At 48.7% G+C, this 21,160-nt stretch carries 17 protein-coding genes and 1 tRNA gene; 7 read left to right on the forward strand and 11 right to left on the reverse strand.

What is annotated here, in order from left to right:
* Window positions 1-285: 285 nt before the first annotated feature.
* The gene (alaS, locus tag EYA81_RS11675) at window positions 286-2,904 is read right to left on the reverse strand and encodes an alanine--tRNA ligase (RefSeq protein WP_117588669.1); all 2,619 of its coding nucleotides are present in this window, start codon (window positions 2,902-2,904) and stop codon (window positions 286-288) included.
* A gap of 171 nt (window positions 2,905-3,075) precedes the next feature.
* On the opposite strand from alaS, the gene EYA81_RS11680 reads away from it, so the two are divergent.
* Together EYA81_RS11680 and EYA81_RS11685 are read left to right on the forward strand one after the other, a co-directional pair.
* Window positions 3,076-4,044, forward strand: coding sequence for a M23 family metallopeptidase (locus tag EYA81_RS11680; RefSeq protein WP_117588668.1), 969 nt, complete (start codon window positions 3,076-3,078; stop codon window positions 4,042-4,044).
* Between the two features lie 29 nt (window positions 4,045-4,073).
* Window positions 4,074-4,463, forward strand: coding sequence for a MerR family transcriptional regulator (locus EYA81_RS11685; RefSeq protein WP_117588667.1), 390 nt, complete (start codon window positions 4,074-4,076; stop codon window positions 4,461-4,463).
* 13 nt (window positions 4,464-4,476) lie between these two features.
* On the opposite strand, the gene EYA81_RS11690 is transcribed toward EYA81_RS11685, so the two are convergent.
* The 7 genes from EYA81_RS11690 to EYA81_RS11720 form a co-directional block, all read right to left on the reverse strand.
* On the reverse strand, window positions 4,477-6,735 hold the full coding sequence (locus tag EYA81_RS11690; protein ID WP_117588666.1) for a bifunctional (p)ppGpp synthetase/guanosine-3',5'-bis(diphosphate) 3'-pyrophosphohydrolase: 2,259 nt from the start codon (window positions 6,733-6,735) through the stop codon (window positions 4,477-4,479).
* Between the two features lie 76 nt (window positions 6,736-6,811).
* Complete coding sequence (locus EYA81_RS11695) at window positions 6,812-8,128, reverse strand: lytic transglycosylase domain-containing protein (RefSeq protein WP_117964881.1); 1,317 nt, start codon at window positions 8,126-8,128, stop codon at window positions 6,812-6,814.
* Window positions 8,129-8,159: 31 nt separating this feature from the next.
* The gene (locus EYA81_RS11700; protein ID WP_117964879.1) at window positions 8,160-8,939 is read right to left on the reverse strand and encodes a DUF5683 domain-containing protein; all 780 of its coding nucleotides are present in this window, start codon (window positions 8,937-8,939) and stop codon (window positions 8,160-8,162) included.
* Window positions 8,940-9,824 carry a ParB/RepB/Spo0J family partition protein gene (locus EYA81_RS11705; protein WP_061411439.1) on the reverse strand — a complete coding sequence of 295 codons (885 nt, stop codon included), beginning with the start codon at window positions 9,822-9,824 and terminating at the stop codon, window positions 8,940-8,942. It abuts the gene before it with no gap.
* A 185-nt stretch (window positions 9,825-10,009) separates the two neighbouring features.
* Window positions 10,010-10,783 (reverse strand): ParA family protein, encoded by a 774-nt coding sequence (locus EYA81_RS11710; protein ID WP_117964877.1) that lies wholly within the window; start codon window positions 10,781-10,783, stop codon window positions 10,010-10,012.
* A gap of 421 nt (window positions 10,784-11,204) precedes the next feature.
* Window positions 11,205-11,678 carry a DUF456 domain-containing protein gene (locus EYA81_RS11715; RefSeq protein WP_117964875.1) on the reverse strand — a complete coding sequence of 158 codons (474 nt, stop codon included), beginning with the start codon at window positions 11,676-11,678 and terminating at the stop codon, window positions 11,205-11,207.
* Window positions 11,679-11,723: 45 nt separating this feature from the next.
* Window positions 11,724-13,160, reverse strand: a complete 1,437-nt coding sequence (locus EYA81_RS11720) for a DUF1080 domain-containing protein (protein WP_131225779.1) — start codon at window positions 13,158-13,160, stop codon at window positions 11,724-11,726.
* Between the two features lie 157 nt (window positions 13,161-13,317).
* On the opposite strand from EYA81_RS11720, the gene surE reads away from it, so the two are divergent.
* The 3 genes from surE to EYA81_RS11735 all read left to right on the forward strand — a co-directional run bounded on the left by surE (window position 13,318) and on the right by EYA81_RS11735 (window position 16,100).
* Window positions 13,318-14,082 (forward strand): 5'/3'-nucleotidase SurE, encoded by a 765-nt coding sequence (gene surE / locus EYA81_RS11725; protein ID WP_131225781.1) that lies wholly within the window; start codon window positions 13,318-13,320, stop codon window positions 14,080-14,082.
* 24 nt (window positions 14,083-14,106) lie between these two features.
* A complete protein-coding gene (gene lpxB / locus EYA81_RS11730) occupies window positions 14,107-15,252 on the forward strand; it encodes a lipid-A-disaccharide synthase (protein ID WP_131225782.1) in 1,146 nt (381 codons plus the stop codon).
* A gap of 98 nt (window positions 15,253-15,350) precedes the next feature.
* Complete coding sequence (locus EYA81_RS11735; protein ID WP_165491385.1) at window positions 15,351-16,100, forward strand: NigD-like protein; 750 nt, start codon at window positions 15,351-15,353, stop codon at window positions 16,098-16,100.
* A 117-nt stretch (window positions 16,101-16,217) separates the two neighbouring features.
* Here the strand turns inward: EYA81_RS11735 and EYA81_RS11740 are convergent, their stop codons facing one another.
* From EYA81_RS11740 to rsfS, 3 genes are read right to left on the reverse strand one after another with little or no spacing between them, the layout of a single operon-like run.
* A complete protein-coding gene (locus tag EYA81_RS11740; protein ID WP_009037172.1) occupies window positions 16,218-17,060 on the reverse strand; it encodes a phosphatidate cytidylyltransferase in 843 nt (280 codons plus the stop codon).
* Window positions 17,050-19,065, reverse strand: a complete 2,016-nt coding sequence (gene ftsH, locus EYA81_RS11745; protein WP_016274133.1) for an ATP-dependent zinc metalloprotease FtsH — start codon at window positions 19,063-19,065, stop codon at window positions 17,050-17,052. The genes EYA81_RS11740 and ftsH overlap by 11 nt, the downstream gene beginning before the upstream one ends.
* Window positions 19,066-19,074: 9 nt before the next feature.
* Window positions 19,075-19,434, reverse strand: coding sequence for a ribosome silencing factor (gene rsfS / locus EYA81_RS11750; protein WP_117599304.1), 360 nt, complete (start codon window positions 19,432-19,434; stop codon window positions 19,075-19,077).
* 217 nt (window positions 19,435-19,651) lie between these two features.
* Between rsfS and EYA81_RS11755 the strand changes: the two genes are divergently transcribed.
* Both EYA81_RS11755 and EYA81_RS11760 read left to right on the forward strand, forming a co-directional pair.
* A tRNA-Gln gene (locus EYA81_RS11755) sits at window positions 19,652-19,722 on the forward strand.
* Window positions 19,723-19,908: 186 nt separating this feature from the next.
* Complete coding sequence (locus EYA81_RS11760) at window positions 19,909-21,087, forward strand: phosphoribosylaminoimidazolecarboxamide formyltransferase (RefSeq protein ID WP_131225784.1); 1,179 nt, start codon at window positions 19,909-19,911, stop codon at window positions 21,085-21,087.
* Window positions 21,088-21,160 lie beyond the last annotated feature (73 nt).

Below are 21,160 nucleotides of genomic sequence, written 5' to 3' on the forward strand. Positions count from 1 at the left end.
CACTTCACTGTCCCAAACCTCAGGGCTTTTCACGGAAACCCCAGGGCTTTGGAGGGTAAATGCCAGCCATTTCACTTGCTAAGGTGTGGCATTTAGGATGGTAAGGTGTGGAGTTTGGGGAGCCGGCATGTGGCATTTCAAATGGAATACTGTGGAGGGTAAAAAGAAAAGGAGAAGCAATGCTCCTCCTTTCCCGGTAGTTTAATTTTTAAATATCTAAAAAATGACGTTACAAATATACAACATCGCAGAGGCGATGTCAAGTGTTTTGCCAATTATTTTCGATTATAATCCTGCCAATTCCAATACTTTGTCAATGGCAGCGTTCAGTCCATCAACATTCTTACCGCCGGCAGTTGCAAAGTGGGGCTGGCCACCGCCACCGCCTTGGATAAGTTTGGCGGCTTCTTTCACCAGGTTACCGGCTTTCAGTCCACCTGCCACAAGGTTGTCGCTCAGCATGACGGTCAGCATCGGCTTGCCTTCGGCTTCTGTTCCGGCCACGAAGAACAAGTTTTCCGTAATCTGGCCACGCAGCTGGAAGGCGATGTTCTTCACTGTTTCTGCCGGCAGCGGGGCACAGAACTTGATGACTTTAACGCCATTGACTTCCTGCACGTTCTTCAGCAGTCTTTCTTTCAGCTGTGCTTCTTTCTCTTTCATGAAGTCCTCTACCTGCTTCTTCAGTCCGGCGTTCTCGTCGATATACTTGCGGATGGTTCCGGCAAGGTCGGGTGCGTTGTTGAAGAGCGCCTTCAGGTCGTGCAGCGTGTCCTCGATGGTGTTCATCAATTCCTCCACGCGTGCACCCGTGTAGGCTTCGATACGGCGCACACCGGCAGCCACGGAGCTTTCGGAGATAATCTTCACCATACCGATGTTTCCGGTTGCAGCCACATGTGTACCACCACAGAACTCTACGGAAGAACCGAACTGGATAACGCGTACATGGTCGCCGTACTTTTCGCCGAACAGAGCGATGGCGCCCAGTTCTTTGGCTTCTTCGATAGGAATGTTGCGGTATTCCTTCAAAGGTATGTTGGCGCGAATCTTTGCATTAACGATGTGTTCCACCTTGCGGATTTCCTCGTCCGTCACCTTTTGGAAGTGTGAGAAGTCGAAACGCAGGGAGTCTGGTGTAACCAAAGAGCCCTTCTGCTCTACATGTTCGCCCAATACTTCGCGCAGTGCGGCATCCAGCAAGTGGGTGGCAGAGTGGTTGGCAGCACAAGCAGCACGTTTGTCGGTATCTACGCATGCCATCATCGGAGCTTCCAAATGTTGGGGCAGCTTCTTGGTGATGTGGATGGGCAAGTTGTTTTCCTTCTTGGTGTCTACTACTTCGATGGTTTCGAACTCGTTTACCAATACACCGGTATCGCCTACCTGACCGCCGCTTTCGGCGTAGAATGGAGTCTTGTCCAGTACAATCTGATATAAGGTCTGGTTCTTCTGCTTCACTTGGCGGTAGCGCAGAATGGATGTCTCGTATTCCGTATAGTCATATCCCACGAATTCAGTGGTACCTTCTTTCAGCGTAATCCAGTCACCGGTCTCTATGGCAGCGGCATTGCGGGCACGTTGTTTTTGCTGTTGCATTTCGGCGTCAAACTCCTTGATGTCGGCAGTCATGCCGTTTTCGCGGAGAATCAGCTCCGTCAAGTCAAGCGGGAAACCGAAGGTGTCATATAAAGTGAAGGCGTCCTTTCCGCTGATTTTGTTCTTGCCGGCGGCTTTGGCGTCTGCCATGGTCTTTTCCAGCAGGCGGATACCCGTCTCCAAAGTGCGGAGGAAGGAATCTTCTTCTTCCTTGATAACTTTGGCAATCAGTTCCTTCTGTGCATTCAGTTCGGGATAAGCGGCACCCATGTTCTCGATGAGTACGGGGAGGAGCTTGTACATGAATGCCTGCTTCTGTCCGAGGAACGTGTAGCCGTAGCGAACGGCACGGCGGAGAATACGGCGGATGACATAACCTGCTTTGGCATTACTTGGAAGCTGTCCGTCGGTAATAGAGAAGGCGATGGTACGGATGTGGTCGGCAATCACACGCATGGCGATGTCCGACTTCTCATCGTCGCCGTACTTCTTGCCTGCTATGTCTCCGATGGCTTTCAGTATCGGTTGGAACACGTCGGTGTCGTAGTTGGAGGTCTTTCCTTGCAGTGTGCGCACCAGTCGCTCGAAGCCCATGCCGGTGTCGATAACCTTGGCGGGAAGTCCTTCCAGGCTGCCGTCTGCCTTGCGGTTGAACTGCATGAACACGAGGTTCCAGATTTCAATCACCTGCGGGTGGTCTTTGTTCACCAGCTGGCTGCCGGGTACTTTGGCCTTCTCTTCTTCCGAACGGGAGTCCACATGGATTTCCGAACACGGACCGCACGGTCCCGTATCGCCCATTTCCCAGAAGTTATCGTGTTTGTTGCCATTCAGAATGTGGTCTTTCGGCAAGAACTGCTCCCAGTAAGAAGCAGCTTCGTTGTCGCGTTCCAGTCCTTCTTCGGCGCTACCTTCGAATACGGTGGCGTAGAGGTCTTTGGGGTCGAGTTTCAATACATCCACCAGATACTCCCATGCCCAGGAGATGGCTTCTTTCTTGAAGTAGTCGCCGAACGACCAGTTGCCCAGCATCTCGAACATGGTGTGGTGGTAGGTATCGTGACCTACTTCCTCCAGGTCGTTGTGTTTTCCGCTTACGCGAAGGCATTTCTGCGAGTCAGCAACTCTTTTGTATTTCGCCGGGTGGTTGCCCAAAATGATATCTTTAAACTGGTTCATTCCCGCATTGGTGAACATCAACGTGGGGTCATCCTTAATCACCATCGGGGCCGAAGGCACTATCTGGTGACCTTTACTTTCGAAGAAACTCTTGAAAGAGTCTCTGATTTCGTTTGCAGTCAACATACTCTCTATTGATTTATCTGATTCTAATTTGATTTATCTTCTTCTGTCGTTTTTTGTCCGTTTCTTACTACTAACTACTTGCTACTTAGTCTTAATATTCTTGAAAAAACTGTGCAAAGATAGCTTGTTTTTATTACTTTTGTCGCATTGACAAGCGAAATATTTCCTAAGATGCGCAAAGTTTACTACATTTATAATCCCCAGACGCAGACGTATGACCGTATTTATCCTACCGTGAGGCAGCGGGCGTTGAGCATTCTCCGCCGTTTGTTCATCGGTATGGGGCTGGGTGCGGGCAGTTTCATCGTATTGCTGCTTATCTTCGGTTCTCCGTCGGAGAAGGAGCTGCGGAAGGAGAACAGCAAACTGCAGGCGCAGTACAACGTGCTCTCCCGTCGGCTGGACGAGGCGATGGGAGTGCTGCAGGACATACAGCAGCGTGACGACAATCTGTACCGGGTGATTTTCATGGCCGACCCTATTCCTTCTGCCATCCGTCAGGCTGGATATGGCGGCACCAACCGCTATGAGCATCTGATGGATATGGCAAACTCTGACCTGGTTATCAATACCACCCAGAAGATGGACATGCTGACGAAGCAGCTCTATATTCAGTCATGCTCTTTCGATGACGTGGTGGAGATGTGCAAGAATCATGATGAAATGCTGCGTTGCATTCCTGCCATACAGCCTGTTTCGAACAAGGACCTCCGTAAGACTGCTTCCGGTTACGGTACGCGTATCGACCCCATTTATGGTACCAGCAAGTTCCATGAGGGTATGGACTTTTCGGCTCCTCAGGGTACAGACGTCTATGCCACGGGAGACGGTACTGTGGTGCAGATGGGCTGGCAATCGGGCTATGGCAATAGAATCGTGATAGATCACGGATTCGGTTACCAGACAGTATATGCACACTTGCGCGATTTCCGGACGAAGTTAGGCAAGAAAGTGGTACGTGGTGAGGTCATTGGCGGGGTAGGCAGTACGGGCAAGAGCACTGGTCCGCATTTGCACTACGAAGTACACGTCAAGGGAAAGGTTGTGAATCCCGTCAACTACTACTTTATGGACCTCAGTGCTGAGGATTATGACCGCATGATACAGATTGCTGCGAACAATGGTAAGGTGCTTGATTGACGGATGATTGATAAAGAAAGGATTACATCATGTTGAATACAGATAAGAATTTGAAGTTATATTACTCCATCAGTGAGGTGGCTGCCATGTTCGACGTCAACGAATCGCTGCTCCGTTTCTGGGAAAAGGAGTTTCCGCAACTCAATCCGAAGAAAGGAGGGCGGGGAATACGCCAGTACCGTAAGGAGGACATTGAGACAGTGAAACTTATCTATCATCTGGTGAAGGAGCGCGGGATGACCTTGCCCGGCGCCCGCCAACGGATAAAAGACAATAAGGAAGCTACGATACGTAACTTTGAAATCGTAGATCGCCTCAGAGCTATCCGCGAAGAACTGGTAGGCATGAAACTGGCATTGGATGAGTTTACCTACGAGGATGTGGAGAACTTGAAGGAAAATATCCAAGGACTGAAGTAGAATACCACTCCGTTTATTCCTCTACTCTCGTCACTTGTTTTATATTCTGTATCTGCTTCAGATTATTGCAGATAGTGCGCACGTCGTCCACATCGTGTACATAGAGCTGTATCTTTCCTTCGAAGATGCCATCGTTGGTTTCGATGGTCAGTTTACGGATATTCACGTTGAGCTGGCGGGAGATGACTTGGGTCACTTCGTTCAGCAATCCCATGCTGTCTATACCTTTTATATATATGGTGACGAGGAACGACAAATCCTTGTGAGTGTCCCATTCGGTGGCGATGATACGGTTTCCGTAGCTACTTTTAAGGCGGGTGGCAACGGGGCATTGGCGCTTGTGGATGACAACACGGTTCTGTTCGTCGATGTATCCCAGTACGTCGTCACCCGGAATGGGGTGGCAACAGTCAGCCATGATATAGTTCTTTGAGATGGTCTCTTCCGTCAGCTTCAGAATCTGCTTGGTGTTGATTTTCTCTTGCGGTGCTTTCTCTTCCGGTTGTTCTTTGGCATCCTTGTTGTCCTTGTTACCGAAGGAGAAGGTCAGGAACTTCTTCCAGTTGCTGTTCTGTTTTTCCTTGAACACATTCTTGTCGGCATCGCCCAGCACAACCCGCTTGTTACCAATGGCAACGAACAACTCGTCGCGGGTGTGGAAGCCGTGCAGCCTGGTCAGTTTGTCCAGAGCGGCATCATCCATACGTATATCCTCGTTTTTGAAGAATTCGTTCAGTATGGTTTCACCTTCTTTTTGATAGGCTTTTGCTTCTTTACGCAAGATGGCGGCAATCTTGGTACGGGCACGGGCAGTGGTGGCATATACTTCCCACTCCGGCTGCACGCGTTGCGATTTGGAGGTCAATATCTCTACCTGGTCACCGCTTTGCAGTTTGTGGCTTAGGGGGACCAATTTGTGGTTTACCTTGGCGCCGATGCAGTGGCTGCCGATGTCGGTATGCAAGGAGAAGGCAAAGTCCAGTGCCGTAGAGTTCTGCGGCATGGTCTTGAGGTCGCCTTTCGGGGTGAAGACGAAAATTTCCGACGCGAACAAGTTTAGTTTGATGGTATCGAGAAAGTCGATGGCGTCCGGTTGCGGGTCATCCAGAATTTCTTTGATGGTACGCAGCCATTTCTCCAGTTCGCCTTCATCTTCGCTGCCTCCGCCTTCTTTGTATTTCCAGTGGGCGGCAAAGCCTTGTTCGGCAACGTCATTCATACGCTCACTGCGGATTTGTACTTCAATCCATTGCCCGTTGTTACCCATAAGGGTGACGTGCAGGGCTTGGTAGCCGTTGGCTTTGGGATGGCTCACCCAGTCGCGCAGGCGGTCGGGGTGGGGCTTGTATATCTTGGATATGGAGACGTAGATGTCGAAGCAGTCGTTTAGCTCTTCCTCTATATTGCGAGGCTCGAAGATGATGCGGACAGCAAGCAGGTCATAGATTTCCTCGAAGGGGACATGTTTGGTCTGCATTTTGTTCCAGATGGAGTAGATGGACTTTACACGGGCAAGGATACGGTATTTCAGTCCCATTTTGTCCAGTTGCGCCCGTATCGGAGCGGTGAACTCATTGAATACCTTGTCGCGCTCCACAGCGGTGGCTTCCAGTTTCTCTTCTATCTCGTGGTACTCTTCCGGATGTTCGTACTTGAAGCTCAGGTTTTCCAGTTCTGTCTTGATTTTGTACAAGCCGAGGCGGTTGGCGAGAGGAGCATAGATGTAGAGTGTTTCGCCTGCAATCTTGAACTGTTTGTTGGGCAGCATGGAGCCGAGTGTACGCATGTTATGCAGACGGTCGGCTATCTTGATGAGGATAACCCGGATATCGTCGGACATAGTGAGCAGCAGCTTCTTGAAGTTCTCCGCCTGCGCCGAGGCACGGTCGCCGAAGATACCGCCGGAAATCTTTGTCAGCCCGTCTACAATCTGGGCGATTTTGGGACCGAAGATGTTTTCGATATCCTCTACGGTGTAGTCAGTGTCTTCCACCACATCGTGCAGCAATGCCGAGCATATGGAAGTAGACCCCAGTCCTATCTCATTACAGACAATCTTTGCCACAGCAATGGGGTGCATGATGTAGGGCTCGCCGGAACGACGCTTGATGCCCTTATGCGCCTGGTTGGCAAAGTTGAATGCTTTGGTTATTATTTCGATGCGCTTGCGGTGTTTGGTGGCCAAATAGTCGTTCAACAGTTCTTGGAATGCTTGTTCGATCATTTCCTCTTCGGCTTTTTCCTTTTCCTTCTGACTTATATTTTCTTCCATATACTGCTTTCTCCTTTCTTCACTTCACTTTTTGCAAAAATAAGCAATTTTCAACACCGGGCAAGCGTTTATGTCTTTATTTATAAATCTTCAAACGCTTTCCTGCGGAGATTCTGGTACTACGCAATCCATTCCAACTTTTTAACTGATTGACTGTGACGCCGTATTTTCGTGCAATGCTGCCGAGATTGTCACCCTTGCGTATCTTGTAGTAAGTGACATTCCCCGTAGTGGTACTGCTTTTGCTGCTGCGTGCCGTCGGGCGTGTATTGGAAACGGCCACGACTCTGCGGTTCTTGAACAGCTCATTGCTGCGGTGGGCATAGATTGTATCTTGTTTGTCGATGAAGGCACTGATATAATTGATGGGGAGGCGTAGCGTCTGTGGCTTGCTCTCTCCGGGGATGATACTTTTCTTGAATTGAGGATTCAGACTCTTTATCTGATCCAGACTGATGCCGCATAGGTCGGAAATCTGTTCGAAATGAAGGTTACGGCTTACCTGCACCGTATCGGTTGCTTCCGGAATGTCGGTTTCCATGGGGCAGATGTTGTGCTTGCAGTAGTAGGTCATTACGTAGTTGGCGGCAATGAAGGCGGGCACGTAGCCACGTGTCTCTTTGGGCAGATAGTTGTAGATTTCCCAATAATCGGTTTTCCCTCCCGAACGACGGATGGCTTTGTTGATGGTGCCCGGACCGCAGTTATAGGCGGCAATCACCAGGTTCCAGTCTTTGTAAATGTCGTACATGTCCTTCAGGTAGCGTGCTGCCGCCCAGGTTGCCTTTATCGGGTCGCGGCGTTCGTCTACGAGGCTATTGCTTTCCAGTCCGTATATCTTCCCGGTGGCGAGCATAAACTGCCATAGTCCGCAAGCTCCAGCGCGGGATACGGCAGAAGGGTTGAGAGCGGATTCTATGATGGGCAGATATTTCAGCTCGAGCGGCAGACCGTAGGCATCCAGCGCTTCTTCGAAGATGGGCATATAGAAGTTGCAGGCGCTCAGCATGAAGGCAACTTGGTTGCGCAGGCGTCCGGTATACATGTCGATGAATTTGCGTACAATCTCGTTGTACGGCATTTCCATGACGGTCGGCATGCGCGACAACCGGTCTATGTATACAGAGTCACTGAACATCGGGTTTACGGTAGAGGTGCTGCAGTCTTTTCCCAAGTCTATGTAATTCTTGGCTTTCCAGTCATTGAGCAGGCTGTCCAGCGGATAGGTCATGCTTTTGGGCAGCTCGATGGATTCCTGGCGTTCTGTACCGTTTTCGCGGATAAGTACTTCCACGCTTTCTTGCGCATGCATGGCCGGAACGGCGAAGAGGGCGCAAAACAGAAGCGAGGAACCGAGAATAATTCTTTTCATATATATGGCCTTGTGTATCATTAGGTAATAATTTATGCTTTAATTTTCGTTTTTAGAATCGGAAACTGCATTGCACGCCGACGTTCTTATTAGAGGAACCGGTCATCTGACTGTTGATTATGGCAGGTTCCACTTTCATGCTGAGGTCGGGGGTGATGTCGAAGTTGGACAGTTCTGCGTCTACGTATGCGTCGACAACGGACAATAGATATACACCGATAAAGGCGAAGATGCTCAAGTCGCGGTATCGTCGGAAGGTGTCCTTACGCTTCCGCAGTGTCTCCGTCAGCTGGCTTTCGGTATAGTTATAGTTGGGAGGCAGCAGGTCGGTAATGGTACTGGAGTTGAAATTACCATTTACGGCATCCTTGTAGGCGGCCGAATAGTCCTTGTACATCTTGCTGTTCCACGTGAGGGCATAGGCACAACCGGCAAATCCTCCATAGAAGATGGGCAGTTTCCAATATTTGCGGTTGTAGATTTGTCCACCGCCGGGAATGACGAGGGCAAGCCAGGTGGCTTTTGTGGGGTTGGGCACCCATCGCTTGGGGTCGATGGCCTTTTGCAGGCTGTCTGTAGGTACGGGCTGTTCCTTCAGGTCGGGGCTGGCGGTCATTTCCAGCATCTTCCGTTTGTTTTCGGCCGCAAGACTGTCGGCAACAGCGAGGCTGTCCCGGTTTACCACGGTGTTGAGTGTATCGGTCTGATGCCGCTGCGCACGCTTGGAAGCGGCACGCGGACGGTCCTGACCATACATAGCAATCCCTGCCGTCTGTAAAAAACAGAGCAGCAGGGTAATGGCTAACTGATATATTCTTCCTTTTTTTCTCATTTATTTCTTCAGTGTATCAAGAATGCCGATGATACGTTCCAATTCTTCTTCGTTATTGAACGGGATACTGATTTTGCCTTTTCCTTTCTCCGAGCAGGTGAGTTGCACCTTGGTACTGAAAAAGCCCGAGAGTTGTTGTTTCAGCATATTGAATTCTTCGGGCAGTTTGGCGCGCTTGGGAGCAATCTTACGACCACCGCTTTTCACGGTTTCGCCTTCACTCAGTGACTTTACTATTTCTTCCACTTTGCGTACGGAATACCCGTGCTCCAGGATTTCCTCGAAAATCTTTACTTGCAGTTTGGGGTCGCCGAGCGTTACCAACGCGCGGGCATGTCCCATGTCTATCTGCTTGTTCTGCAGCCCCATCTGGACGGGAGCTGGCAGTTTGAGCAGCCGCAGGTAATTGGCGATGGTGGTGCGCTTCTTGCCTACACGTTCGCTGAGGCGCTCTTGCGTCAGCCCGTATTGCTCCAATAGATGCTGGTAAGCGAGAGCTATTTCTACGGAGTTCAAGTCTTCGCGCTGTATGTTTTCGATGAGCGCCATTTCCATGACGTTCTCATCGTCTGCAGTGCGGATATAGGCGGGGATGCTGGTCAGTCCGGCAAGCTGCGAAGCGCGGAAACGACGCTCGCCGGCGATAATCTGGTATTCGTCGTCGCTAAGCTTGCGCAGGGTGATGGGCTGTATGATGCCGATTTCGGAGATGGAATCAGCTAACTCCTGCAACGCAACCGGGTCGAATTCATGACGGGGCTGGTTGGGATTGACCGTAATCTTCGACAACTCTATTTCATTGATAGAAGAGGAGCCTTCGGTCTTTACTTCATCCATGGAGAAGAGGGCGTCCAGCCCGCGTCCTAATGCATTTCTTTGTGCCATCTATTTATTTACTATTTATTCCCTACGGTCATGACACATTTCTTATCTTTGACACATAGGTACGTTGACGATTTACAATTTACTATTTAGCCATACGGGGTGATTTTGTTGTGTATTGTAAATATGATATTTATCACTACCCCCTAATCATTAATCACTAACTGCTTATTCCTTATCCCTAACCGCTAATCCCTTCTTTCGTTTCTGCTTATCAGCTCCTTGGCAAGTGCCATGTGGTTCTTGGCTCCGGTTGAGTCTGCGTCATAGAGAATGGTGGGCAGGCCGTAGCTGGGAGCTTCGCTCAGTTTCACATTACGCTGGATGACGGTGTTGAACACCAATTCCTGGAAGTGGCGTTTCACTTCATCGTAAATCTGGTTGGCTTGGCGCAGACGCGAGTCGTACATCGTCAGCAGGAAGCCTTCGATTTCGAGGGCAGGGTTCAGCTTGGACTTGATGATTTTAATGGTATTCAGCAATTTGCTGATGCCTTCTAGTGCAAAATATTCCGCTTGTACGGGGATGATTACTGAATCGGCGGCAGTCAGTGCGTTGACCGTAATCAGGCCCAAAGACGGGGAACAGTCTATCAAGATATAGTCAAATTCATTCTTCAGCGGAGCGAGTACCTCTTTCAGTATCTTTTCGCGGTTTTTCAGATTGAGCATCTCTATTTCGGCACCTACCAGATTGATGTGGGAGGAGATTACCTTCAGTGTGTCTATCTCCGTGTCATGAAGGGCTTCGCGTACGTCTGCACGGTCAATAATGCACTCGTAGATAGTACATTCCGACTGCTTGATGTCCACACCCAATCCTGAGGAGGCATTGGCCTGAGGGTCGGCATCCACAACGAGCACTTTCTTTTCAAGTGTGGCGAGTGAGGCTGCGAGGTTGATCGTCGTCGTAGTCTTGCCTACACCACCCTTTTGGTTAGCCATAGCAATTATTTTTCCCATAATCTCAATATTTATTGGCAGCGAAATAAGTGATAATTCCGGATAGCGCCTACAAATTTGGAGAAAGATTGCAAAAACGGTTGATAAGTCGGCTGTTTTGTTAATAACTCACAGACGTTTACCGCTGTTTTTCTTCCTGTAAATTACTCGTAAAGCGTTCTTTCTCTGTTTAGTGGGCAAATATACGTATTTATCTTGAAATGAAGCTGTTTTTTTGTCTCGCTTGCAGAAGATTAAGATTTGTAAACCAATGGAAGACATTGGCTTGGACTATTCTCTCTACTTGCATGAGATGTACATCTCGTGTCGTTTGAGACGGGCATCTCATGTTGCTCGAGATGCACATCTCATGCAGATGGACTACTGTGTGGATGGCGGTCGGCAGATAAGTTGTTCCCAGGCGGAAGGAGAGGAGATGGTGTCAGACCAAGGCTTTGACGAACTCCCAGCAGAAGTATGCACATATGACACATTTCACTACTGTGCCCAGCAAGAATCCAAGCAGCGAGCCCAGCCCCGATTTCAAGGCCTGGTCTGTCTTGCTGCCTCCCATCAGTTCGCCGGCAAAGGCTCCGAGAAAGGGGCCGAGGATGATGCCCCAAGGCATGAAGAACAACCCTACGATGGTGCCTATGAGGCAGCCGCGCGTTCCCCACCGACTGCCTCCGCTATATTTGCTGCCCAGCATCGGGACGAAATAATCCAGTATCTGTACAAGGACGACTGCTGCCAGCCATAGAAGTAACTGCGTGGTGGAAAACTGCGCCTTGTCCGTGAAATGTAGAAGCAACAAGCCTGCATAGGCTACGGGCGGTCCCGGAATCATAGGCAGGATACATCCTGCCAATCCGACAATCAGGCAGAGGATGCCTAAGATGATGAGAAGAATGTCCATAGGTGTATCGTTTCTGTTGGTGAAGATGACAGCGGTTGTTCCCTGCTACTCGAATCGGTTGTATATGACAATGGGGCGGGAGCGGCGTGTGCTCATCGACGGGAACCATATATCGTCGGCTGTGAGGCCGCATTGCTTGATGGCTTCGGCGCAGTATTCCAGTCGTCCGAAGTCGGCATCGACATTGTTTGTACCGAATGTGAATTTGATTCCACGTGCTTTGGCGCGACGGATAATATCGAAACTGGGAATCCGGTAGCGTGCATTGATTTCCAGAGCGATTCCATGTTGTTGCAATACATTCAATACGCGTTCAATGCGTCCGTCCGTCCAGTACTTGTCGTAATCATGCGCCATAGTATCGGGCAAGAAGGTAGGGTTGGCATAAATGTCGGCTGGCTCGTTGGTCAGAATCAGAACTGTTTGGTCGACAAGGTGGTCCATATACTGTTCAAGCGTAATGTCATCAAAGAGTGCTTCTTCGGCCCGGTAGATACGCGAATTACGTCCTTTGTGGTCTATGATGGTCATGGCGTCGGTAAACAGGTAATCGAAAATCCCCAAGGCTTCCTGCGAGAAAGTTGCCGTCCATTTGCGTCCCTCACCTTGTACACCGCACAGGAATGGCATCCCTTTTACTTCATTAAAATAGTCGTACACTTCTTTGTCATCGGCCAGCATACGTCCTACGCCTCCTTCTCCGGCATTGGGGGCGACACCATAGTTGATACCGTAATTCATGGACATGGCGTGTGCCGTTTCCTTCGTCAGCCCTCCTTTCAAGTGAACGTGGTAGTCTATAACTGGGAAATCGCGCTGCTGTAGCCTGATTATCTCATCCGTGCGCTCGTCTACCGGAGCAAGCGTGTCGGCTTCGTTGCGTGCTTCCTTGGCAAGCTGTTCGATGGCGAGATTCCGGAATGACACTTCGCCGTGTATGCCTTGCAAGGCTATGGAACCTTGACTCAACAGTTGCCGGGCGTGCTCCTCTGTGCGATATGGATGTTCGGGTTCGGTATAGCAGACAACTTCGGTTCCGTTAATGCAGACAATGATGTTTTGTCCGCGTACGGTTATCTCGAAGTCAAACCATTCTCCATCTTTTGCGAGTGAGCGATAGAGGTTGCGCACCGAGGCGAGTGAGCCGCTCTTGCGTGTGCCGTCGATGTCTCCGTTACGGAATATCATTTCATAACCGGACTCGCCGTCCGTATGAAAGAGGAGGCCTGCTTCGGAGCCGGGTTGTGTGAGGGCTTCTCCGGTGAGTCGGAAATTTTGGTATTCTTTGTCGTTGAAGAGCTTCCGGCCTTCTGCAATGACCGGGTCTGCCGTGTGAAGCGTAGATGTCCCGTCATTCCATTGGTCAAGTGGCTCGGGAGAACTGCTCCTGCCACAGCTTGTCAGGGTTGTTAGAAACAGAATAATTGCGGCAGCTGCCGTCTCGATGCGTGCAGCAATGGTAGAATGGCAAAAAGTGTTCATTATAGCATGGATTTTATGAATGATTATATTCCAATTATTGTCGGTACAAAGTTAGCCTTTTCTGAAAATATCTTTGAATACAAAAGAATTATTATCTTTGTAGTATTCTGTTTAAAGCCTTTTTAGCTACTTTTGCACGATAATAAAAAAGAAAGTTATGGAAAATCAGAGACCTTTGATATTGATTTCCAATGATGACGGCATCATTGCGAAAGGTATTAGCGAGTTAATCAAATTCCTCCGTCCGCTGGGTGAGATTGTGGTAATGGCGCCGGATGCACCCCGCTCTGGAAGTGCGTGTGCGCTGACAGTAACGGAACCTATCCACTACCAGCTGGTTCGTAAGGATGTTGGGCTGACGGTATACAAGTGTTCCGGTACGCCGACCGACTGTGTGAAGCTGGCTTTTCATACGGTGCTCGACCGCAAGCCCGACTTGGTGGTAGGCGGCATCAATCATGGCGACAATTCTTCCGTAAACCTGCATTATTCCGGTACGATGGGCGTTGTGATAGAGGGATGCCTGAAAGGAGTGCCTTCCATTGGATTCTCTCTTTGCAGCCATGAGCCGAACGCTGATTTTGAGCCTGCAGGTCCTTACATCCGAGAGATAACCCGGCTGGTATTGGAGAAAGGACTCCCTCCGTTGACGTGCCTCAATGTCAACTTCCCCGATACCAAAGAACTGAAGGGTGTGAAGATTTGCGAACAAACCAAAGGGCAATGGACTAATGAATGGGAAAACTTTGCCCATAGAGGAGATGCCCATTACTACTGGCTGACCGGTGAGTTTGAGAACAACGATGCTGAAAACGAGAAGAATGACCATTGGGCACTCGATAACGGTTATGTGGCAATCACCCCGACCACGGTGGATGCAACGGCATACGGCTTGATTGATGAACTGAAAACATGGTTCTGAATTAATTGACAATTATCAATTGATATGAAGTACTACTTGATTGCCGGTGAAGCTTCTGGTGACCTGCATGCTTCCCATCTGATGGCTGCATTGAAGGAGGAGGACTCGCAAGCGGAGTTCCGTTTCTTCGGAGGCGATCTCATGGCTGCAGTGGGTGGTGTGATGGTGAAGCATTACAAAGAGTTGGCATATATGGGGTTCATTCCCGTATTGCTGCATCTGCGCACCATTTTTGCCAATATGAAGCGCTGCAAGGAGGATATTGTTGCGTGGCAGCCGGATGTGCTGATTTTGGTGGACTATCCGGGCTTTAATCTGGATATAGCCAAGTTTGTCCATGCCAACACGAGGATTCCTGTCTTTTATTATATCTCTCCCAAGATTTGGGCATGGAAGGAATACCGCATCAAGAATATTAAACGGGATGTAGATGAGCTGTTCTCCATCCTACCGTTCGAAGTGGAGTTTTTTGAAGGGAAGCACGGGTATCCGATACGTTATGTTGGCAATCCGACAGTGGATGAAGTGACGGCTTTTCTTGCTTCCAGCTCAGAGACATTCGACGACTTTGTCCGGGCAAACGGACTTCCTACCAAACCCATTATTGCTCTGCTGGCTGGTAGCCGCAAGCAGGAAATCAAGGACAATCTGCCCGACATGCTTCGTGCGGCAGCTTCTTTTCCCGATTATCAACTGGTGCTGGCCGGTGCTCCGGGTATTTCCCCCGAGTATTATAAACGTTATGTGGGTGGGGCGGACGTGAAGATTATCTTCAACAAGACATACCCTTTGTTGAGGCAGGCAGAGGCTGCACTGGTCACTTCGGGGACGGCAACGCTGGAAACAGCTCTGTTCCGTGTGCCGCAAGCGGTGTGCTACCATACTCCGATAGGAAAGGTTATCGCTTTCCTGAAACGGCATATACTGAAAGTGAAGTACATTTCCCTGGTCAATCTCATAGCCAACCGGGAGGTGGTGAAAGAGCTGGTTGCAGATACCATGACGGTAGAGCAGGTACGCTCGGAGCTGAACCGCATTTTGTACGATAAGGAATACCGCCGTCAGATGCTCGAGGGATATGAGTATATGGCATCCCGTCTGGGAGAGGCAGGGGCACCCAAACATACTGCCCGCGAGATGGTGGCATTACTGAGAAAGAGGGAAGAATAATCGAAAAATTAAGAATTTGTTAAAATGGGAAAAGCCGGTGCAGTAAATGCCCGGCTTTTGTATTTTCTATACAGAAACAAATGAAAAGGACTTTGATTATGAAAAAGCTACATTGGTTATTTATGGCAATATGTTTGGCAGTGATGCCCGCTTTGCAATCATGTGATGATAACGACGGATATTCTTTGGGTGATTTCACCCCGCCTTTGTGGGCTACTGTGCGTGTTACGGGAAATGCCTTTTATTTAAACTGCGATGTCTGGGGGACACTCTGGCCGGTGAATACGGACATTGGGTGGTATGATGCTGTGGATGGGCAGCGTGTGATTACCATGTTCAATCCTTTGTGGGATGACTATGCAGGGTATGACCATGCTGTGAAATTGTTACGCTTGCAGAATGTTCTGACGAAAGAGGTGGAGACGCTGACTCCCGAAACAGAAGAGGAGTTCGGCAATGATTCCGTACTTATATATAAAGGTGACATTACCATTAGCGGTGGCTATATGAACATTTTTTTCATGCAGAACCTGCCGTCTTCGGCTGATAATAAACATCGCATTAGTCTGGTACGTCCGCAAGAAGATGATGCTTTGTATGGTGAAGACGGATACATCCACTTGGAGCTCCGCTATAACGACTATGATGACTTGACGGGTTATCGCAGCCCCGGTGCTGTTTCTTATAATCTGAACAGTCTGGACATTCCCTCTGAAACCAAAGGTATCAAGTTGAAACTCAATTCAGAGGAGAATGGAGAGGTGGAAGTAACCTTTGATTTGAAAACTGTGGGTACTAATGAAAAGTTGACTACTAATGTGGATTTGTCCAATATGCAGTTGAAGTAAGAAAGAGTTTGCGAGAGTATATAGTTAGAAAGAGCACCCGGGATTTTGATGTCATTCACCTTGCCCGGGTGCTCTTTTTATATTTGTTTTATGTAAGTTTGGTCATGTGAGTCGTCGTTAGAACATCGTCAAGGCATATAGATAAACAACTGCTGCAGGAATTGCCATCAGTGCACTGTCGAAACGGTCGAGCATCCCTCCATGCCCCGGCAGAATGTTACCGGAATCCTTTATGCCCAATTGGCGTTTCATGAGTGATTCGGTCAAGTCGCCCCAAGTGCCGAAAATGACGACAACGATTGCCAGACCTACCCATTGCCATCCTGGCATAAAAGGAAAGAAATGTGCAAAGCCAAGAGAGGAAGCGATGGAGAATATTCCGCCGCCGATGCTGCCCTCCCAGGATTTTTTAGGTGAGATGCGTTCGAACAGACGGTGTTTGCCTATCAGCGAACCTACGCAATAGGCACCTGTATCGCTCAACCAGATAAAAACGAAAATGGAAAGCGGTAGAATAGGGTTGTAGGTCACACTGCCCGTTTCCGGGGAATTTTGAAAAGCGAGTACGTTCAGCAGGGCAAAGGGGAGTGCCACGTATAATTGGCTTAGCATGGAGTAGGCCCAGTTACCCGTCGGATTCTTTTTCTTGAGGTAAAGTTCCGTAATCATCATGTAGAGCAATAGTCCCAAATAAGGAAGGAATACCCGTGCTCCTACAGACTGCTGGGTACAGAAACTCATTAATGCAAGGAAAAGGTAGGCTCCCCCCAATGCAGTGATGGTTTTGTTAATGCTTACTTCGCCGCTTTTGCTGACTAATTGGGCAAACTCATGTACGCTCAGTGCACTGATAATGGTGAATAGTATACCGAACGAAAGGGGGCTGTAAAGAATACAGCCCACCAATACTATGACGAATAACACGCCGGTAACGGCACGTTGGATAAAGTTATTTTTCATGCTTTTCTTCTTCTTCCTTGACTTCCTTTTCTGCTTCTATGGCTTTTTGCTCTTCTTCTTGCTCTGCTTTTTTTAGCTCGGCAGCAGTCTTGTTTGCACTGATTTCCTCCGAGCGGGAAGCCCATGGACGTTTCCCAAAGATGTGTTCAACGTCTTCGGCAAAGATTACTTCTTTGTCAATCAGCAGTTGTGCCAGCCGGTTGTGCCCTTCTTGGTTTTCGGACAATATTTTCTTGGCACGTTCGTACTGTTCGTTGACCATCTGCTTCACTTCTTCGTCAATCAATTCCGCAGTCTTTTCGCTATACGGGCGGTTGAAGGAATATTCCTCATTATTATAGTAACAGAGGTTGGGGAGTTTTTCGCTCATACCCAGATAGGCAATCATACCGTACGCCTGCTTGGTCACGCGTTCCAAGTCATTCATGGCTCCGGTTGATATTCTACCTAAGAATAGGTCTTCGGCAGCACGTCCTCCCAAGGTGGCACACATCTCATCAAGCATCTGTTCCTTGGTGGTGATTTGCCGTTCTTCCGGCAGATACCAAGCCGCGCCCAAAGCGCGTCCACGGGGTACAATGGTTACTTTAATCAGTGGATTGGCGTATTCCAGTAACCAGGAGATACTGGCATGGCCGGCTTCGTGTATGGCAATGGAACGGCGTTCGGCCTCGGTAGTGATTTTGGTTTTCTTTTCCAACCCACCCACAATACGGTCTACAGCGTCCAGGAAGTCTTGCTTTCCGACAAACTTTTTGCCGTGGCGGGCGGCTATCAAAGCTGCTTCGTTACATACATTGGCAATGTCTGCCCCCGAGAATCCGGGAGTCTGGCGTGCCAGAAGGTCTACATCCACACTATTGTCTATCTTGATGGGGCGCAGGTGTACACCGAATACTTCCTTACGCTCATTAAGGTCGGGTAGGTCTACATGTATCTGGCGGTCAAAACGTCCGGCACGCAACAATGCCTTATCCAAAACGTCCACACGGTTGGTGGCGGCTAAGATGATAACACCACTGTTGGAGCCGAAACCGTCCATCTCGGTCAGTAACTGGTTCAATGTGTTCTCGCGCTCGTCGTTGCCACCCATAGCGGCTGCTTTGGCACGGGCACGCCCTACAGCGTCAATCTCGTCGATAAACACGATACAAGGCGCTTTTTCCTTTGCTTGGCGGAACAAATCGCGGACACGGGAAGCTCCCACGCCGACAAACATTTCCACAAAGTCGGAACCTGCCAAAGAGAAGAAAGGTACGTTGGCTTCTCCGGCCACAGCCTTTGCAAGCAGGGTCTTTCCGGTTCCCGGAGGGCCTACCAGCAAAGCGCCCTTGGGTATCTTACCTCCCAAATCGGTATATTTCTGGGGCTCTTTCAAGAACTCGACAATTTCTTCTACCTCTTGCTTGGCTTCGGCAAGTCCTGCCACATCCTTGAATGTAATCTTGATGGGGGAACCTTTTTCAAACAATTGGGCCTTGGACTTTCCTACGCTGAAGATGCCTCCACCTCCACCCATGCCTCCACCACCGCTCATGCGGCGGGACATGAAAATCCAGAAACCAATAAGGAATGCAAAAGGGAGAATCTGCCACAGAATGGCACCGAAGTAGTTCCGTTTTTTTTCGTAGTTAATAGAACCGTCAAAGTGGGCGTCGTCTCTTTCCTTTTGCAGGAAATTGCCCAGGCTCTCGCGTGAAGGGGCCTCGGTCGTAATAAGCGGATTCTTACCTACGCGACTGGAGTCCTGACGAAATACGTTTCCTACGTGTTGCGGTTTGACGTATGCTTCGACGGAATTGTCGTCGTAGCCGATGACTTTGCTTATATAACCGTCTCGTACATATTGCTGGAATTCATCATAAGAAATATTTTTAGTTGCCGTACCACTTTCATTGGTCAGGTACAACCCCAGCAACATCATTGCTATAATCATATACAGCCAGTTCAGGTTGAACTTGGGCATATTCACTTTATTGGGTTTCTTGTTGGTATTATTGTCCATACGTTTTGATTAATCGAGGTCAGGAATTTGAGTTAATTTGGCGTCTGCCCAGAGGTGTTCCAGATTGTAGAATTCCCTTGTTTCAGGCAGGAAGACATGCACCAATATGTCCGGGTAGTCCATAGCTACCCATTCGGCATTGCGCAGCCCGTCTACGGCAAAGGGCTTGGTGTCGGCACCCTTGCGTGTGAAGTCCCTGATGGATTCTACAATGGCTGTCACTTGGCTGGGAGAGTTTCCTTGGCAGATGACGAAATAATTGCATATTGTATCGTCGATTTTTGTCAGATCTGCGATGACGATTTTTTTTCCTTTTTTATCTTGAATACCTTCTGTTATCTGTTGAATCAGTTTTTTCGTTTCGTTCATTATACAGTATTATATTAAAACTGTTGACAAATATACGTTGATTTCTCATATCAAACACGCAAAAGAGGAAAACTCTTTCAATTTTTGATTTTTTTTAGTTATATAATCCTTTGGATTACGGTATCTTATCAGTTTTTTGCGAAAAAAATACTCGTTTTTGTTTTGATTTATAGAAATCTTTGTATCTTTGCAACCGCAAAACGGAAATAACAATAATTGGGCTATGGTGTAATGGTAACACTACAGATTCTGGTCCTGTCATTCCTGGTTCGAATCCAGGTAGCCCAACTATCAAACAGCTTATTTAAGTCAAAAAACCACTAAAATCGCAAGTTTTAGTGGTTTTTTTCGTTACTTTTCAATCATGTACGAAAATTTCAGTGTAGGCATTCGGTGGCAAATTCAGTGACAAGGCTTCTGTAAGCCGGAAATATTCTGTAAATTTGTAGCATTTCAACATTAAAGCAGAATTTTATGGCAAAAGAATTAGCACTGAAGTACGGCTGTAACCCTAACCAGAAGCCGGCTCGCATTTTCATGCAGGAGGGGGAGTTACCTATTGAGGTTCTGAACGGACGTCCGGGGTATATTAATTTTATGGATGCCTTGAATGGATGGCAGTTGGTAAAGGAACTGAAAGAGGCGACCGGTATGCCTGCTGCAACTTCATTCAAGCACGTCAGTCCGGCGGGGGCCGCCATCGGTTTGGAACTCGACGAAATAATGAAGAAGATTTATTTTGTGGATAATCTTCCGCTCTCTCCGCTTGCTTGCGCATATGTGCGTGCCCGCGGTGCCGACCGTATGTCTTCTTATGGTGACTTTATCGCTTTGAGTGATGTGTGCGACGAGGCTACTGCACGTTTTATTAACCGCGAGGTCTCGGATGGCGTTATTGCTCCGGGGTATACGGACGAAGCACTGGCTATCTTGAGGGAAAAGCGTAAAGGAACTTACAATGTGATTCAGATAAGTCCCGGCTATAAGCCTGCCCCGATTGAACATAAGGATGTCTTTGGTATCACGTTTGAGCAGGGACGTAATGAGATAAAGCTGAATGGAGATGAACTCTTTGCGAATATTCCTACTCGGAATAAGAATTTCCCGGAAGCAGCGAAACGTGATTTGATGATAGCCCTTATCACTTTGAAATATACGCAGTCGAATTCTGTATGCTATGTGAAGGACGGTCAGGCTATCGGTATTGGTGCCGGCCAGCAGAGCCGTATCCACTGTACTCGCTTGGCGGGCAACAAGGCTGACATTTGGTATTTACGCCAGCATCCGAAGGTGTTGAATTTGCCATGGGTAGAGAAAATCCGCCGTGCCGACCGTGATAATACGATTGATGTCTATATCAGTGAAGACCATGACGATGTGCTGGCTGATGGCGTTTGGCAGCAGTTCTTTACGGAGAGACCTGAAGTGCTGACCCGTGAAGAAAAACGGGCTTGGTTGGATACATTGAAAGGTGTTTCTTTGGGTTCGGATGCATTCTTTCCTTTTGGAGACAATATTGAGCGTGCCCATAAGAGTGGAGTAGATTACATTGCCCAAGCGGGTGGTTCTGTACGCGATGACCATGTGATTGAAACTTGCGATAAATATGGCATTGCCATGACGTTCACGGGTATCCGTCTGTTCCATCATTGATAAGACTTAATAAAAAAGTAGACCCGCCCCTACAGCTATACAGCCGTGGGGGCGGGTCTACTTTTTTATTAAG

It is taken from the genome of Bacteroides sp. A1C1, from assembly GCF_004328515.1.
Lineage (GTDB): Bacteria > Bacteroidota > Bacteroidia > Bacteroidales > Bacteroidaceae > Bacteroides > Bacteroides uniformis.

Bases quoted from the DNA above. Each gene is read 5' to 3' on its own strand.
- EYA81_RS11680 (WP_117588668.1), top strand. From the start codon at position 3,076: ATGCGCAAAGTTTACTACATTTATAATCCCCAGACGCAGACGTATGAC.
- EYA81_RS11695 (WP_117964881.1), bottom strand. From the start codon at position 8,128: ATGATACACAAGGCCATATATATGAAAAGAATTATTCTCGGTTCCTCG.
- EYA81_RS11740 (WP_009037172.1), bottom strand. From the start codon at position 17,060: ATGAAAAATAACTTTATCCAACGTGCCGTTACCGGCGTGTTATTCGTC.
- EYA81_RS11735 (WP_165491385.1), top strand. From the start codon at position 15,351: ATGAAAAAGCTACATTGGTTATTTATGGCAATATGTTTGGCAGTGATG.
- EYA81_RS11710 (WP_117964877.1), bottom strand. From the start codon at position 10,783: ATGGGAAAAATAATTGCTATGGCTAACCAAAAGGGTGGTGTAGGCAAG.
- ftsH (WP_016274133.1), bottom strand. From the start codon at position 19,065: ATGGACAATAATACCAACAAGAAACCCAATAAAGTGAATATGCCCAAG.
- EYA81_RS11700 (WP_117964879.1), bottom strand. From the start codon at position 8,939: ATGAGAAAAAAAGGAAGAATATATCAGTTAGCCATTACCCTGCTGCTC.
- rsfS (WP_117599304.1), bottom strand. From the start codon at position 19,434: ATGAACGAAACGAAAAAACTGATTCAACAGATAACAGAAGGTATTCAA.
- EYA81_RS11715 (WP_117964875.1), bottom strand. From the start codon at position 11,678: ATGGACATTCTTCTCATCATCTTAGGCATCCTCTGCCTGATTGTCGGA.
- alaS (WP_117588669.1), bottom strand. From the start codon at position 2,904: ATGTTGACTGCAAACGAAATCAGAGACTCTTTCAAGAGTTTCTTCGAA.
- EYA81_RS11720 (WP_131225779.1), bottom strand. From the start codon at position 13,160: ATGAACACTTTTTGCCATTCTACCATTGCTGCACGCATCGAGACGGCA.
- surE (WP_131225781.1), top strand. From the start codon at position 13,318: ATGGAAAATCAGAGACCTTTGATATTGATTTCCAATGATGACGGCATC.
- lpxB (WP_131225782.1), top strand. From the start codon at position 14,107: ATGAAGTACTACTTGATTGCCGGTGAAGCTTCTGGTGACCTGCATGCT.
- EYA81_RS11685 (WP_117588667.1), top strand. From the start codon at position 4,074: ATGTTGAATACAGATAAGAATTTGAAGTTATATTACTCCATCAGTGAG.
- EYA81_RS11690 (WP_117588666.1), bottom strand. From the start codon at position 6,735: ATGGAAGAAAATATAAGTCAGAAGGAAAAGGAAAAAGCCGAAGAGGAA.
- EYA81_RS11705 (WP_061411439.1), bottom strand. From the start codon at position 9,824: ATGGCACAAAGAAATGCATTAGGACGCGGGCTGGACGCCCTCTTCTCC.
- EYA81_RS11760 (WP_131225784.1), top strand. From the start codon at position 19,909: ATGGCAAAAGAATTAGCACTGAAGTACGGCTGTAACCCTAACCAGAAG.